Origin of the sequence: Litoreibacter roseus (genome assembly GCF_009811795.1) — a bacterium.
Taxonomy (GTDB): Bacteria; Pseudomonadota; Alphaproteobacteria; order Rhodobacterales; family Rhodobacteraceae; genus Litoreibacter; species Litoreibacter roseus.
Genome location: NZ_BLJE01000006.1, coordinates 74361 through 88077 on the forward strand (window position 1 = coordinate 74361; position 13717 = coordinate 88077).

Genomic DNA, 13717 nt, shown 5'->3' on the forward strand with positions numbered 1-13717 from the left:
TTCTTCAATCGGCCATCACATCATCGCGGCGTTGCGCGATCACATCGAGGAATGCGGGAGCGTCGATATTGGCAATGGGCAGACGACCCGTTGCGGGACGCCGAATGTCGAAGCTTTCCACATGCGCGATCAGGTCCGCATTCTCAGTCGGCGCGCCTTCGGTGTTGTAGAGCTGGAAGTTGGGGTAGATCGGGGCCACGCTGTCGTAGTCGGCATAGGCAGTGAGACCGACGTTCAGGACCAGCGGCAGGTCAGGGCGAATGATCTGCTCAACCACCTCCCAGTTTTCACCTTGTGGGCGGGTCAGCAACGTGAAGATTTCGCCATGGCGAGCAATACGCAGGTCGACCGGGCCGGTCGGCGCAGGAAGGATCTGCAGTGTCGATAGCGAATTGGTCGTTGTTTTCAGCTCGTAGTGTGGCTCACCGGCTGGGGCCGCCGTACCGATTGAAAAGAACAGCCAGTTTTCCTGCCCCGGTATCCATGTGGCAGCGGAAACCTCACGCGGCGCACGAATGAACAGCCCTGCAAGCGAGAAGGAGGTCTGCGGCAAGTCGGCCTGGGTGCCGGTCACCTCGATCCGCGTGGTTGCGATGAAATCACCGCTGATCTGGTGGTAGAGATGACCGGCTTGATTATCTTCGAACCAGCCAGAGGATACCGGTTGCAAGACAAGCCTGCCGCCCTCGACCCGCGGCTCTTGCCATTTGCGCGTAAAACCATCGGGCAGATGTTCCGACCAGGCATCGAGTGCCGAAGCGTCATCAAAGGTCGTGCTCAGGTCAGCGATGTCATCAGCCAACGACGCAGTCGCCGACGCGCAGAGAGTTGCGGCGAGCGCCGCCGCGGAAATTAACTTCATGGGAGTCTCCAATCATATAGAAAAGGAAGGGTTGGCCATTCGAACAGCCGCCCCGCCGCGGATCAGTTGTTCACGACAACAAGTGAGTGAGCGCCGGGTCCGGTCTCAACCGCGTAACCGGTCGGCACCAAGCGTGGAGCTTCGCCCACATCACGCTGCACCCGCCAGAACTCCAGCGCGCTCGCGCGCGGCTCCGGCCCTTCGTACTCAAATATACCAGCGACGACGTATCGGTCGGACGCATCGAACGCGACGCCCTCTGGCAAGATGCCCAGCATCTCCCAGTCACCGGCGTGCTCCATCAGGCCGGTGACTGCGTCAAACTCCACCAGTGTCAGGCTCGACAAGGAGTGGCCTGGCTCACCTTCAGGGATCCAGGTCTGGCCAAGATTGAGTGTCACAATCATCGTGCCGTCGTTGGAGAAGGCGATGCTTTCTGCATGTTGCGGTACGCTGACACCACCCATGCTGAAGTGCCGCGGTTCTGCATCTTCCGGCCCAGCAAGCCGGATAGAAGTTAGGGTTGATGGCGGTGCATAAGTGCCGTTCCGATCCGGCCCAAGATCAGGACCCCATCCCAAGTCATTGGTCACGAAATGCCGCCCATCTCGCGAAAACTTGCCGGACATTGGCCATTTGTTTGTGGCCACCGAGTTCCCCCACTGGGAGATCCCCGAAACGCTTCCGTTCTCGGTACGATCAACGCGATAAAACTGGACCTGATTGCGCAGGTTAAGCGTGACTGCGACGACATCTTCGGTGGGATGCCATTCGGCGTGATGTGGCAGTTGTCCTCCGTCGAACAGCTCGGGCATCTCGGATACGTTCTGAAGCGGGAATTGCTGCGCCTCGCCGAATTGGCCATCTGAAAAAGTCACAAAGGTCAGTGGGCTCCCTCGTGTCTTGGTCGCCAGCACGAGCGTCCGGCCATCCGGGCTGACAGAGACACCAAGGGGTCGGTTTCCGACTTCGACCTCATCAATCACCCGTGGGGCCGAAAGATCGCTTACATCAATCGCGCGCAAAGTCGTGCCAGGTTGCAGATCACGGATGGTGACATCGGCCTCTTCCTGAGGGGTCGCTGTCTCGGCCACAAAGATCGTATTTCCGTCGAGGCTATGCGCGATGGAGTAGACCGGATTGATGACCGAGTTGGATACTTCGATCCGCCCCGTTGGTTCGGTTGCAACCAAGGGTAACCCAATCAATGCCAGCTCGTCCGAGCCGCGCTTCTCACCAATCTGCCCGTCAATATAGGCATAGGCACGCATGTCCCCGTCCGAGATCGCGGCGATGTAGCGTCCCTCAAAATCGGGCGGCTGCTGCGCATAAGCAGGCAGTGCAAGAATGGCGCCTGCAATGCTGGCCGTAAGTGGGAAGCGGGTCATGGTGTCCTCCTTGACGAAATGAATATGCACGACAAGTTGGGTGATGAATGCGCCCCGACAATGTTGGTTTTCGATATGTTCTATAAGGAAAGGTTATAGATGTTTTCGGTGATGGATTATCGCTGTGTGGTCGCTTTGAGTGAGGAGAAGAGCTTCTCTCAGGCGTCCGAGGTCCTGGGCCTCTCGCAACCCGCGCTGACCGCGCGGCTCCGGCGTATTGAGGAAAACCTTGGTGTTCGCCTGTTCGAGCGTGGCAGGCGCGGAGCCGAGGCGACGCCGGCGGGTGATGCCTTCACCGAAGCCGCGCGGCGGATCATCGACATGGCTGATCGCTCAGTCGAGGTGGCACGGGATGCAGATCGCGGCCTTGGCCAACATCTGCGGATTGGAATGACCCAAATCGCCGCTGTTCAAGTTGTTGTTCCAATCCTGAAGGCGTTTCGGGAAGAGAACGCCTTTGCCCGTGTAAGATTGACCGAGAGCATATCTTCCACATTGGAAGCGCAGGTTGAACAGAACCTGATCGATGTCGCTTTCCTTCATCCGCCAATACATCAAGCTGGGCTTTCCGAACTCCCGCTTATGTCACAACGCCTTGTGAAATACGATGCGATGGCCTCGCCCCATGATCGGCCACCCACCATTCGATATACGCGGCGCGATGCACCTGTTTTGGTTGCAGAGCTTGATCGTCATGAGCCGGGTGGCGTCGAAGCGGATGCATTGGCGGAAGTGGATACAGCGATCGGCGCTATCGTGATGTCCCATGCAGGATACGGACCGTTCGTCGTACCTGAAGGTTTCCCCAGCCCATTCAAACGGATAGAGACTTGTCTGGAGGGCGCGCCACTCAAAACAGAGCTGGGGACGAGCATCGTTTGGCGCAGCCTCGATCGCCGTCCAATGGTGCGGGCACTGATCGAGATCTGCAGAAGGTCGTGAAGCTAGGGCACCCAGTTGAGGTCAACAAAACTGCCGTTGGTGAATTGTGCAGCATCTGTTGGAATGGGCTCTCTACGGACATTCTCCGCACCGCCGCACCTGCCAAACTCGATTGCTTCGGGCAGGCCAGATGGGAGGTGTTCTGACTGGTCCTGCATTGGCGTCCTCGGTCCATGCTGCACTGCGGCTTCACCGACTCGGTGAAATCGTGTAGGTTAACCTCGTTTAAGAGTGTTATTTTAGGAGGTCGACATGGACGCTGTCCGTACGCTTATTGCCCAAAACTCATTGATTGCATCGCGCTTGGGCGCAATCGAAAATCTTATTGTAAATCGCGGGATCGATCTTGGTCCGGTAACGGATCCTTCGCCGGATGGTGGGCTTGGTGGCATCGTCACCGGCGGGTTCGGCGGGATCCTGGGTGGGGGCATTGGTCCGATTGCGGACCCGTCGCCCATTGATCTGGGCAAGCTCAGCCGCGTGCAGCTTGAGACTCGGTTGGCCGATGTGGAGCTCACCCGCAAAAAGCTCGATGCGGTGGAAGGCATGTTCAAGGAAGCGCTCGACAAACTCTAGGGCGTCTCAGGCCCGTGGGGTTCCGACCCTGCGGGCCGTTTGTTTTATCAGTTTCAGTTTTAGAAAGGCGGGCTTATGTTTGATGCGCCGCACCCGAAGTCGTTGACGACGCTTTTTGTGGGATTTCAGGATCAGGACAATCTGGGGCTCCGATACCTCATGGGGGCAGCCAAGGCGGGCGGTCACCGGGTCGGGATCGAAACCTTTTCAACCGATGCCGACGCGTTGGTCGCCCGTGCGCTGAAAGAGCGGCCGGATTTCATCGGCTTCTCCCTGATTTTTCAATACATGACTGGCCAGTTCGCTGAGGTCATAGACGCTTTGCGCAAGGCGGGCGTCACGTCTCATATCGCGGTGGGCGGTCACTTCCCGAGCTTTGATTATGAGACCGTACTTTCTGTGGTTGAGGGTGCGGACAGCGTGATCCGGTTCGAGGGCGAGGCCACGCTGATGGATTTGCTCGACCGGTTGGGGCAGGGGCAGGACTGGCGCGATCTTCCCGGGCTGGTGGCGCGGCTGGAGGACGGCAGCCTCAAGGCCAACCCCTTGCGCAAGCAGATCATGGATCTTGATACGGTGCCATGGCCCGAGCGCGCCGATATCAGCTATGAGGCCGCGGATCAGCCAACGGCGGCGATCCTGGGATCGCGCGGGTGTCCCTGGAATTGTGACTTCTGCTCGATCCGTCCGTTCTATGAGGCGCAGGAGGGCAGCTTGCGGCGGCTGCGCAGCCCCGAGGACGTTATGGAAGAGATGCGCCATTTGTACCATGCGCGCGGTGTGGCGCTGTTTTTATTTCAGGACGATGATTTTCTGGCGACCGGAGCGCGGGCGCGCAAATGGGCCGGTACGCTGTCGGATCTGATTGTCGACAGTGACATTGGCGGGAAGGTCGCGTGGAAGATGTCGTGCCGGTCCGATGAGTTGCGGCCCGATATCATTGCCCGGATGCTGAATGGCGGTCTGACCCATGTCTATATGGGCGTGGAGAGCGGCGACGTTCAGGGGCTGAAGAACATGAAGAAGATGATGTCGCCGCAAAAACATATCGAGGCGGGGAACATGCTGCGCGCTGCGGGGCTGTCCTTTGATTTCGGTTTCATGCTGATGGATCCGTGGTCCGATATTCGCATGATCCGCTCCAACATCGCGTTTCTGGATGACTTCGTGGGGGACGGCTGGGCTGTGGCCGGGTTCTGCCGGATGCTGCCCTATTCCGGCACGCCGGTGGAGCGTAAGCTGAAGGCCGAGGGGCGCCTGACGGGAACGGGGTTTGAGCCGGATTACCGTTTCCTCGATCCCAAGCTTGATCGGTACTACGCTTGGCTGCTCGAGACGTTTCACACGCGCAATTTCACAAATCAGGGCCTTGCGCATTTGTTGCGGGGGATGATCTTCGAAAGCAGGCTGCAGTCGCCCCAGACCCGTTGGATGACCGAAGAGGAAACGCGCTGGCTGCAATACATCACCGCACGGGCGAACCAATCGGCGTTCGTGACGCTTGGGCAGGCGTTGGATTACATCGATCGCACGCCGCTGGACGAGATCGTGACCTATGGCGGCTTTTTAGGGGATCTGACTCAGCGCGAACTGGCAGAGCAGCACCACCTGACCCGGCAGCTTGAAGCCTTCTGGTCAGAGCCATCCCGCCAGATCCGCAGACGGGCGCGTCACGATGCGTGGCTGGGCGGCGGGTTCGAACGCAGTTGGACCCATGCGGAGCCCAGTTGGGAGACCCAAGGGATCGGCGTGCGCTGACAGGCGCCTGCACGCCATCTGCACAAAACGGCCGATGCGCGCGATAGATGATACTGGTATGCATCCGGAAACGCCGATATAGCCCTTGGGCAGGGACAAAAAGATAAGAGCATACGTAATGGCCGACGATTTCATGATTGATACCGACGACTTGCAGCGCCGGATGGATGGGGCCATGGCCTCACTGCGCAGCGAATTTGGCTCTCTGCGGACCGGGCGCGCCTCGGCCTCTATGCTGGAGCCGGTGATGGTGGATGCCTATGGCTCACCCACGCCGATTAACCAAGTGGGCACCGTGAATGTGCCCGAGCCGCGGATGGTGACCGTCAATGTCTGGGACAAGGGTCTTGTGGGCAAGGTCGAAAAAGCGATCCGCGAAAGCGGACTGGGGATCAACCCGCAACTCAATGGCACGATCATTATGTTGCCGATCCCCGAACTGAACGAAGAGCGTCGCCGCGAGCTGACCAAGGTCGCGGCGCAATACGCCGAAAGTGCCCGCATCGCGATCCGCAACGTGCGGCGCGACGGGATGGATCAGATCAAGAAGGCCAAGGCGGATGGGATGTCGGAAGACGACCAGAAGCTGTGGGAGGATGAAGTACAAGAAATGACCGACGCGCAGATCAAGGCCGTCGATCAGGCGCTTGAGACCAAACAAGCGGAAATCATGCAGGTCTGACGGCGCATCCGTTCGGACCCCCACACAAATGGCACCATGAGGCAGATCACATGAGCATAGCGACACTCCCAACGCCGAAATCCGGCGGGCTGGAAGGCGGTCCGAAACACGTTGCGATCATCATGGATGGCAATGGGCGCTGGGCGACCCATCGCGGAAAGCCCCGGCTGTTCGGACATCAGGCGGGCGCCAAACGCGTGCGGCAAGTGGTGAAATGTTGTCCTGATCTGGGGGTGAAGTACCTGACGATCTTTGCCTTCTCGACCGAGAACTGGAAGCGGACGCAGGCGGAGGTCTCAGGGCTGATGGCGCTCTTCCGGCGCTATATCCAGCGCGAGGCGAATTACCTGCATAAGATGGGTACCTGTGTGCGTTTTATCGGCGACCGTGACCGGCTGGATGACAAGCTGCAGGCGCTGATGGACTATCTGGAGCGTCTGACAGAGGGCAACGATGAGACGCATCTGACGATTGCCATCAACTACGGTTCTCGCGATGAGGTCACGCGCGCGTCCCAAAGGATGGCCGTCGAAGTGGCCGCGGGCCGTCTGGACCCGGCCGATGTGAACAGTGAAGTGCTGTCGCGCTTTCTGGACACCTGCGTGCTGCCCGATCCCGATCTGGTGATCCGCACCAGTGGCGAAGCCCGGATTTCCAACTTCCTGCTGTGGCAATCTGCTTATGCGGAATACGAATTTATCGACACCCACTGGCCTGATTTCACGCCGGATGTGTTCGAAGCCGTCGTGCGGCGCTATGGTCAACGCGACCGCCGCTTTGGTGCGGTCTCGACGGAGTAGCGTGATGCACGCAATCCAACTGCACAGGACACGCCCCCTTGGCGGGTGACGGCCACGTCCCCCGGACGGAAAAATGGGGGGATCTCGCGGTGCGTATGTCGTCAGGCGCGGCGATGGCTGTGGTCGGACTGATCACCATGTGGGTCGGCGGCCTGTGGTTTCTGGGGCTTCTGGCGCTGCTCTGTGGTGCCTTGGTTTGGGAGCTTGTGCGGATGCTGGGCGGCGGACCCCGGCGCGCGCTGATGCTGGCCGCTGGTGCGGGGACTGCGCTGTTGGCCGCGCGACTGCTGCCTGTGGGCGTCGGACTGCCGTTTATCTTGTTGCCCGCGATTGCGGGGATCGGTCTGCTGGAACGCAACCGGACGCTCTATCTTATCTTCACCTCGCTGATCGTGATTGCGGCCTATGGACTTGTCGTTCAGCGCGAGGATTTCGGCTTCATCTGGATGCTGTGGCTGGCGTTGATCGTGATTGCCACGGATGTGTTCGGCTACTTTGCTGGGCGCTTTCTGGGCGGGCCTAAGTTCTGGCCGCGCGTCAGTCCCAAAAAGACGTGGTCCGGCACCATTGCGGGCTGGATCGCGGCGGGCTGTGTTGGCGCGTACTTCCTGCGTATTCCTGGTGTGGGGCCTGAGGTAATTGGGATTTCCATCGCGATCTCCATGGCCTCCCAGATCGGCGATATCGGCGAAAGTGCGATGAAGCGGAAGATGGGTGTGAAAGACAGCTCCAACCTTATCCCGGGCCACGGGGGCGTCTTTGATCGCTTTGACGGGATGCTGGGTGCGTCCATCTTTCTGTTGCTGATCGAACAGCTTGTGGCGTTCCCGCCGCCTGTCGGATGAGCGCTGTGCGACGGGTTTCGGTTTTCGGGGCGACGGGGTCCATTGGCGAGAACACCGTCGATCTGATCGCGCGTGCGCCCGAGGCCTATAACGTCGTCGCGCTGACTGGCGGACGCAACGTCGCGCGGTTGGCCGAGCAGGCGAAGGTGTTGAACGCGGATCTTGCCGTGACAGCCTTTGAGGAGTGTTACGCAGATCTTGCCGCGCATCTTGAGGGGTCGGGCATTGAGGTGGCCGCAGGGCAGGCGGCCATCGCCGATGCGGCGGACAGGCCCACAGACTGGGCGATGTCGGCCATTGTGGGGGCGGCCGGTCTGGTGCCCGGCCTTCGCACTTTGCGCCACGGGGGCATTCTGGCGCTGGCAAACAAGGAATCTCTCGTGACCGCCGGTCCCTATCTTTTGGCGGAGGCCAAGCGCCACGGCGCCACGATCCTGCCGGTGGACAGTGAGCATTCTGCCGTCTTTCAGGCGCTGGTGGGCGAGGACAGCGCAGCGGTCGAGCGGGTGATCATCACCGCCTCCGGTGGCGCTTTTCGGGACTGGCCGTTGGAGCGCCTGAGTGAGGCAACCTTGGCGGAGGCCTGCTCTCACCCCAATTGGGATATGGGGCAGCGGATCACCATCGACAGCGCGAGCCTCTTTAACAAGGCGATGGAATTAATCGAGACGAAGGAGTTCTTCGGGTTCACTTCGGATCAGATCGAGACGGTGATTCATCCCGAAAGCCTGATCCACGCGCTCGTGGGGTTTCGCGACGGTGCGTTGATGGCCCATCTTGGACCCCACGACATGCGCCACGCCATAGGCTACGCGCTGCACTGGCCCGAGAGGGGACATGTGCCCGTGGACCGGCTTGATCTGGCGGCGATTGGGTCCCTGAATTTCCGCACCGCAGATCCCGAAAGATACCCGGCCTTAACCCTGGCACGCTACGTGATGGAGACAGGCGGGCTGTCCGGCGCCGCGTTCAACGCCGCGAAGGAAGCGGCCCTTGATGCGTTTATCGGCGGCAAGATCGGATTTTTGGATATGGCGCGACTGGTTGAGACTGTTTTGGAGCGGCTGGCGGGCGACAATAGCCTTAAATGTGACAAACTCACCCTTGATAGGGTGCTAGATATGGACCATGTCGCTAGAAAGATCGCGCAGACGATTGTAGACGGCGATCGCCTCAGGCAGTCCGGGGCAAGCTAGGCAGTAAGGGTTTAATGCATGGATATTCTGGCGCTGATGCCAACATTCGGTGGTTTTCTGGGCACCGTCGTGGCGTTTGTCGTGGCGCTCAGCATCATCGTGGCGATCCATGAATACGGTCACTATATCGTGGGCCGGTGGTGTGGCATCCATGCGGAAGTGTTCTCGCTGGGCTTCGGGCCGGTAATCTACAGCCGCGTCGACACGCGCGGTACGAAATGGCAACTGGCGCTGCTGCCTTTCGGTGGCTACGTGAAGTTCCTCGGCGATTCCGATGCTGCCAGTGGCAAGGATGGCGAAGCGATCCGCGAACTCAGCGATGCGGAGCGCAAGCGTACGATGCATGGCGCAGATCTGTGGCGCCGCGCGGCGGCGGTGGCAGCGGGTCCGATCTTCAATTTCATCCTGTCCATTCTGGTATTTGGCGCGATCTTCTTTTTCTCGGGCACGGCCACGGAAGAGCCCGTGATCGGCGAGGTCAAACCACACCCGGTCGACGTGTCCGCCTTTCAACCGGGTGACCGTATCCTGTCGATCAACGGCGTCGAGACGCCCGATCTGACCACATTTTATCAGGTTGCGCGCGCCATGACCCCGGCAGAGACGGTGGACTACACGGTCGAGCGGGACGGGGTGCGGGAAAGTTTCGAAGGCGTCTATCCGTTCCCACCCATTGTTGATGTTGTGCAGCCCCGGTCCGCTGCGATTGACAGCGGTATGCGTGTCGGCGACGTGATCGTTTCGATCGACGGGCAACCTGTTTACGCAATGACCCAGGTGCAGGACATCGTGCGGGAAGGTGCCGGTGCGACAATGCAGTTAAGCATCTGGCGCGATGGTGACATTTACGACGTCACGCTGACCCCGCGCCAACGGGATCTGCCCACGGATGGCGGGTTCGAGCAACGCTATCTTATCGGGTTTTCCGGCGGTCTCTTCTTTGAGCCTACGCGCGAAACCCTTGGCCCGTTCTCTGCCCTTTGGGGCGGCGTTGTTCAGACATGGGCCATCGCGATGAACAGCCTGTCGGGTCTTTGGCACATGATCACGGGCGCAATCTCGTCGTGCAACATGCAGGGGCCGATCGGCATCGCGCAAACGTCGGGCGATATGGCGTCGCAGGGCGCGCGGGAGTTCGTGTGGTTCGTGGCAGTACTGTCCACAGCCGTGGGCCTTCTGAACCTCTTCCCCATACCCGTTCTCGATGGCGGCCATCTGGTGTTTCACGCCTACGAGGCCGTCCGGGGCCGCCCACCCAGCGACCGTGCGCTGAATTATCTGATGACCGCGGGGCTGGCGCTGTTGCTGTCCTTGATGGTTTTTGCCCTGACGAACGACCTTTTTTGCACCTGAATTCGTCTCATTTCCGCCCAACTTGACCGTTAACCTATGTCAACAGACTTAGAGAAAGGGTTGAAACATGCGGATTATTCAAGAGGGCGTTGCTGGTCTCAAGCTGGTTGCCATGTTGAACTCGGACCGTATTTTGTGGCCCGCAGCCATTGCAACATCGCTGGTCGTCGGCCGCTATTTCGCAGGCCTCTGAGGCCACGACTGGCCCGTTAAACACCGTCTCTGCGAGGATTTTCGCGACCCTCGCTTTAGGCTTTTGTTCATTTTGACAATGCCTGACAGACGGTCTACCAAGACACCGAATTAAGTGTCATAGCGAGACCAGCACATATGAAGATCGCCCGCGCGACGCCGATGTTCGGCGACTTCTCCCGAACATTTCTGGTCATTCTGAATCTAAGTTTTGCCACAATGCTGATCGCTGCTCCAAGCGGTCCCGCGCAGGCGCAGACCTATCAAATCACAACGGTTGAAATAAACGGCAACGAGCGGATCGAGGATGCAACGATCCTCAGTTTCCTTGAACTGTCGCCCGGGCAGGGTACGACCGCTGCGCAACTCAACGACGCTTTCCAGCGCCTCCAGCGATCCGGTCTTTTCGAGACGGTTGAACTTGTCCCAGCGGGCAATCGGCTGATTGTAAACGTTGAGGAATTCCCAACGATCAACCGGGTTAATATCGAGGGCAACGAGCGGCTCAACGACGAGGCGTTGCTGACCGTCGTACAATCTCAATCCCGTCAGGTTTACAGCCCTTCGCGGGCGGAAGCGGACGCCGCACAAATCACAGACGCCTATGCCCAGTCAGGGCGGATCACAGCAACAGTACAGCCGCGGATCATCCCCCGTTCCAACAACCGTGTCGATCTGGTTTTTGAGGTCGCTGAAGGCGCCGTGGTTGAGGTTGATCGGGTCAGCTTCGTCGGCAACCGGGCTTATTCTGATCGCCGGTTGCGGCGTGTCATCGCCTCGAAACAGGCGGGCCTCTTCCGGGCGATCATTCGCAGCGATACATTCATCGCGGACAGGATCGCCTTTGATCGCCAGCTGTTGCGCGATTTTTATCTGTCGCGGGGCTATGTCGATTTTGAAGTTCTGAGTGCCACGCCTGAACTGACGCGCGAACGGGACGCATTTTTCATCACCTTCAATATTCAGGAAGGCCAGCAGTTCCGCTTTGGCGAGATCACGACGACCAGCGACCTGACCGAGGTCGATCCTGATGAGTTTCAGGAGGTCAACCGGATCCGTCCCGGCATGGTTTACTCACCCGAGGTGATTGAGACGATGATCACGCGGATGGAACGTCTGGCAGTTGAAAAGCGGCTGAATTTCATCCGTGTCGAACCGCGCATTACCCGCAACGACGCGGATCTGACCCTTGATCTCGAATTTGCCGTTATACGTGGCCCGCGCGTCTTCGTGGAGCGGATCGACATCGAGGGCAACGCGACCACGCTGGACCGGGTGATCCGTCGCCAATTCAGAACTGTGGAGGGGGATCCGTTTAACCCGCGTGCGATCCGCGATGCGGGCGAACGTATTCGTGCGCTGAACTTTTTCAGCACATCGGACGTCAACACCCGCGAAGGCAGCGCGCCAGATCAGGTAATCGTGGATGTGGATGTAGAAGAGGCACCAACCGGCTCGCTCGGATTTGGGGTCAGCTACGGTGCAGAGGCAGGTGCCTCCTTCAGCATCAACTTTTCAGAACGTAACTTTCTGGGTCGCGGCCAGCTTTTGTCATTCTCCATCGATACGGGATCGGACAATCAGGACACGAATCTGAGGTTCGTCGAACCTGCGTTTTTGGGCCGCGATCTGGCCCTTGGCCTTGCGGCGCGTTTCGAGACGACCGATGCGCAATTCGCGGATTTCGACACCGAAGAGATCTCGTTCTCTCCCTCTCTGGAATTTCCCGTCAGTGAAAATGGTCGGCTGCGGCTGTCCTACCGAATTGCGGAAGACACATTGTCGGATGCAGATGATGACCTATCACCTATCATTCGCCGGGATGTCGGGTCCCGCATCACGTCCGCTTTGGGTTACACGTATATTTACGACACGCGGGCAACGGGTCTGAACCCGAATGCGGGCGTGCTGTTCCGCTTTGGGCAGGAATTCGCGGGCGTCGGCGGCGGTCAGGAATACATCCGGACGACCGGTTTGGTCTTGGGCGAGCGCCGGGTGGCCCGCGAAGAGGTCACGCTGCGCGCGGCGTTTGAGTTTGGCGCGCAGGAGAGCCTGTCGGACAATAGCCGGATCACCGACCGCTTCTTCCTCGGGTCCCGCCGGATGCGGGGCTTTGACGGCGATGGCGTGGGCCCGCGCGATCTTGACAGCGAGGACAACGATGCATTGGGCGGCAACTATTTTGCTGTGGCCCGGTTCGAGGCGTTGTTCCCGGTCGGTCTGCCCGAGGAATACGGCATCACGGGCGGTGTGTTCCTTGATGTGGGCTCGGTCTGGGGGCTGGACGATGTCAACGGCACCGTGGGCGAGGATCAACCGGACGGGATCGTGGATGACGAGTTCAAGCTGCGGTCCACCATTGGTTTCTCGGTCTTGTGGGACACGGCCCTTGGTCCGCTTCGGTTCAACTTTTCCCGCGCTTTGATCAGCGAGGATTTCGACCGCGAGCGAAGTTTTGATCTGACGATCTCGACCCAATTCTAGGCGATGTGGCGCGCGGCCCTTCTTCTGATCCTCTTGCTGGCCCCAGCGCTTGGGGTCGCACAAGAAGCGACGCAGAGTCCGGTTCTGACCCTCGACCAGGAACGCTTGTTTGAATCCTCGGCATTCGGCCAGCGGGCCCTGGCGGACCTACAAAAAGCCCGCCAAGAATTGCGCGCCGAGAATGCACGCATTCAGGAAGATTTAATCACTGAGGAAGAGCGGCTGCGGGATGAGCGCCCGACCCTTGAGCCAGCGGCGTTTCAGAAGCTGGCCGCGGATTTTGACGAGCGCGTGACGGCGATACGGGCGGCGCAGGATGAGAAAGGCACGACCATTCTCGGCACGCTTGAGACCGAAAAGCAGCGGTTCTTTGAACTGGCCTTTCCAGTACTGTTCGAGCTGGTCGAGGAAACCGGCGCTGTGGCGATCCTGAACGATCAGGCGGTTATTTTTTCCGTCCGCCAGATCGATATCACCGAGGCCGCGATTGCGCGTGTCAACCAGCGCATCGGCGCCGCGCCGCGCCCGCTTGATCCCCGCCAAAGCCCGCGCCCGCGCCCGCAACCGGAGACAGAGCCCGCCGAGGCCGGTGCGCCTGCGCCACTGCCAATGCCGGACACCGAAAGCGAGAGCGATTGA

Annotated in this window: 13 protein-coding genes; 11 read left to right on the forward strand and 2 right to left on the reverse strand. The window is 59.6% G+C overall.

Annotated elements, in window-relative coordinates:
* Positions 1-4: 4 nt before the first annotated feature.
* Together KIN_RS19305 and KIN_RS19310 are read right to left on the reverse strand one after the other, a co-directional pair.
* Positions 5-862 carry a DUF1349 domain-containing protein gene (locus tag KIN_RS19305; protein ID WP_159810199.1) on the reverse strand — a complete coding sequence of 286 codons (858 nt, stop codon included), beginning with the start codon at positions 860-862 and terminating at the stop codon, positions 5-7.
* Between the two features lie 62 nt (positions 863-924).
* Positions 925-2250, reverse strand: a complete 1326-nt coding sequence (locus KIN_RS19310) for a YncE family protein (protein WP_159810200.1) — start codon at positions 2248-2250, stop codon at positions 925-927.
* A gap of 99 nt (positions 2251-2349) precedes the next feature.
* Between KIN_RS19310 and KIN_RS19315 the strand changes: the two genes are divergently transcribed.
* The 11 genes from KIN_RS19315 to KIN_RS19360 all read left to right on the forward strand — a co-directional run bounded on the left by KIN_RS19315 (position 2350) and on the right by KIN_RS19360 (position 13717).
* Positions 2350-3192, forward strand: a complete 843-nt coding sequence (locus tag KIN_RS19315; RefSeq protein WP_159810202.1) for a LysR family transcriptional regulator — start codon at positions 2350-2352, stop codon at positions 3190-3192.
* A gap of 252 nt (positions 3193-3444) precedes the next feature.
* On the forward strand, positions 3445-3768 hold the full coding sequence (locus tag KIN_RS19320) for a hypothetical protein (RefSeq protein ID WP_159810204.1): 324 nt from the start codon (positions 3445-3447) through the stop codon (positions 3766-3768).
* Positions 3769-3843: 75 nt separating this feature from the next.
* Positions 3844-5526: a B12-binding domain-containing radical SAM protein gene (locus KIN_RS19325; protein WP_159810206.1), complete on the forward strand. Its 1683-nt coding sequence runs from the start codon at positions 3844-3846 to the stop codon at positions 5524-5526.
* A 118-nt stretch (positions 5527-5644) separates the two neighbouring features.
* Positions 5645-6208 (forward strand): ribosome recycling factor, encoded by a 564-nt coding sequence (frr, locus tag KIN_RS19330; protein WP_159810208.1) that lies wholly within the window; start codon positions 5645-5647, stop codon positions 6206-6208.
* A 50-nt stretch (positions 6209-6258) separates the two neighbouring features.
* The gene (gene uppS, locus KIN_RS19335) at positions 6259-7008 is read left to right on the forward strand and encodes a polyprenyl diphosphate synthase (RefSeq protein ID WP_159810210.1); all 750 of its coding nucleotides are present in this window, start codon (positions 6259-6261) and stop codon (positions 7006-7008) included.
* Between the two features lie 38 nt (positions 7009-7046).
* Positions 7047-7853 carry a phosphatidate cytidylyltransferase gene (locus KIN_RS19340; protein WP_306439015.1) on the forward strand — a complete coding sequence of 269 codons (807 nt, stop codon included), beginning with the start codon at positions 7047-7049 and terminating at the stop codon, positions 7851-7853.
* A gap of 5 nt (positions 7854-7858) precedes the next feature.
* The gene (dxr, locus tag KIN_RS19345) at positions 7859-9049 is read left to right on the forward strand and encodes a 1-deoxy-D-xylulose-5-phosphate reductoisomerase (protein ID WP_243144982.1); all 1191 of its coding nucleotides are present in this window, start codon (positions 7859-7861) and stop codon (positions 9047-9049) included.
* Positions 9050-9067: 18 nt separating this feature from the next.
* Complete coding sequence (gene rseP / locus KIN_RS19350; RefSeq protein WP_159810214.1) at positions 9068-10402, forward strand: RIP metalloprotease RseP; 1335 nt, start codon at positions 9068-9070, stop codon at positions 10400-10402.
* A 67-nt stretch (positions 10403-10469) separates the two neighbouring features.
* Complete coding sequence (locus KIN_RS22590) at positions 10470-10595, forward strand: hypothetical protein (RefSeq protein WP_279285291.1); 126 nt, start codon at positions 10470-10472, stop codon at positions 10593-10595.
* A 218-nt stretch (positions 10596-10813) separates the two neighbouring features.
* Positions 10814-13078 carry an outer membrane protein assembly factor BamA gene (gene bamA, locus KIN_RS19355; RefSeq protein WP_243144988.1) on the forward strand — a complete coding sequence of 755 codons (2265 nt, stop codon included), beginning with the start codon at positions 10814-10816 and terminating at the stop codon, positions 13076-13078.
* Between the two features lie 3 nt (positions 13079-13081).
* Positions 13082-13717 (forward strand): OmpH/Skp family outer membrane protein, encoded by a 636-nt coding sequence (locus KIN_RS19360; protein WP_159810218.1) that lies wholly within the window; start codon positions 13082-13084, stop codon positions 13715-13717.

Excerpts from the sequence above, each read along its gene's own strand:
- KIN_RS19360 (WP_159810218.1), top strand. The coding sequence starts at position 13,082 with ATGTGGCGCGCGGCCCTTCTTCTGATCCTCTTGCTGGCCCCAGCGCTT.
- KIN_RS19305 (WP_159810199.1), bottom strand. The coding sequence starts at position 862 with ATGAAGTTAATTTCCGCGGCGGCGCTCGCCGCAACTCTCTGCGCGTCG.
- frr (WP_159810208.1), top strand. The coding sequence starts at position 5,645 with ATGGCCGACGATTTCATGATTGATACCGACGACTTGCAGCGCCGGATG.
- KIN_RS22590 (WP_279285291.1), top strand. The coding sequence starts at position 10,470 with ATGCGGATTATTCAAGAGGGCGTTGCTGGTCTCAAGCTGGTTGCCATG.
- KIN_RS19310 (WP_159810200.1), bottom strand. The coding sequence starts at position 2,250 with ATGACCCGCTTCCCACTTACGGCCAGCATTGCAGGCGCCATTCTTGCA.
- rseP (WP_159810214.1), top strand. The coding sequence starts at position 9,068 with ATGGATATTCTGGCGCTGATGCCAACATTCGGTGGTTTTCTGGGCACC.
- KIN_RS19325 (WP_159810206.1), top strand. The coding sequence starts at position 3,844 with ATGTTTGATGCGCCGCACCCGAAGTCGTTGACGACGCTTTTTGTGGGA.
- uppS (WP_159810210.1), top strand. The coding sequence starts at position 6,259 with ATGAGCATAGCGACACTCCCAACGCCGAAATCCGGCGGGCTGGAAGGC.
- bamA (WP_243144988.1), top strand. The coding sequence starts at position 10,814 with ATGCTGATCGCTGCTCCAAGCGGTCCCGCGCAGGCGCAGACCTATCAA.
- KIN_RS19320 (WP_159810204.1), top strand. The coding sequence starts at position 3,445 with ATGGACGCTGTCCGTACGCTTATTGCCCAAAACTCATTGATTGCATCG.
- KIN_RS19315 (WP_159810202.1), top strand. The coding sequence starts at position 2,350 with ATGTTTTCGGTGATGGATTATCGCTGTGTGGTCGCTTTGAGTGAGGAG.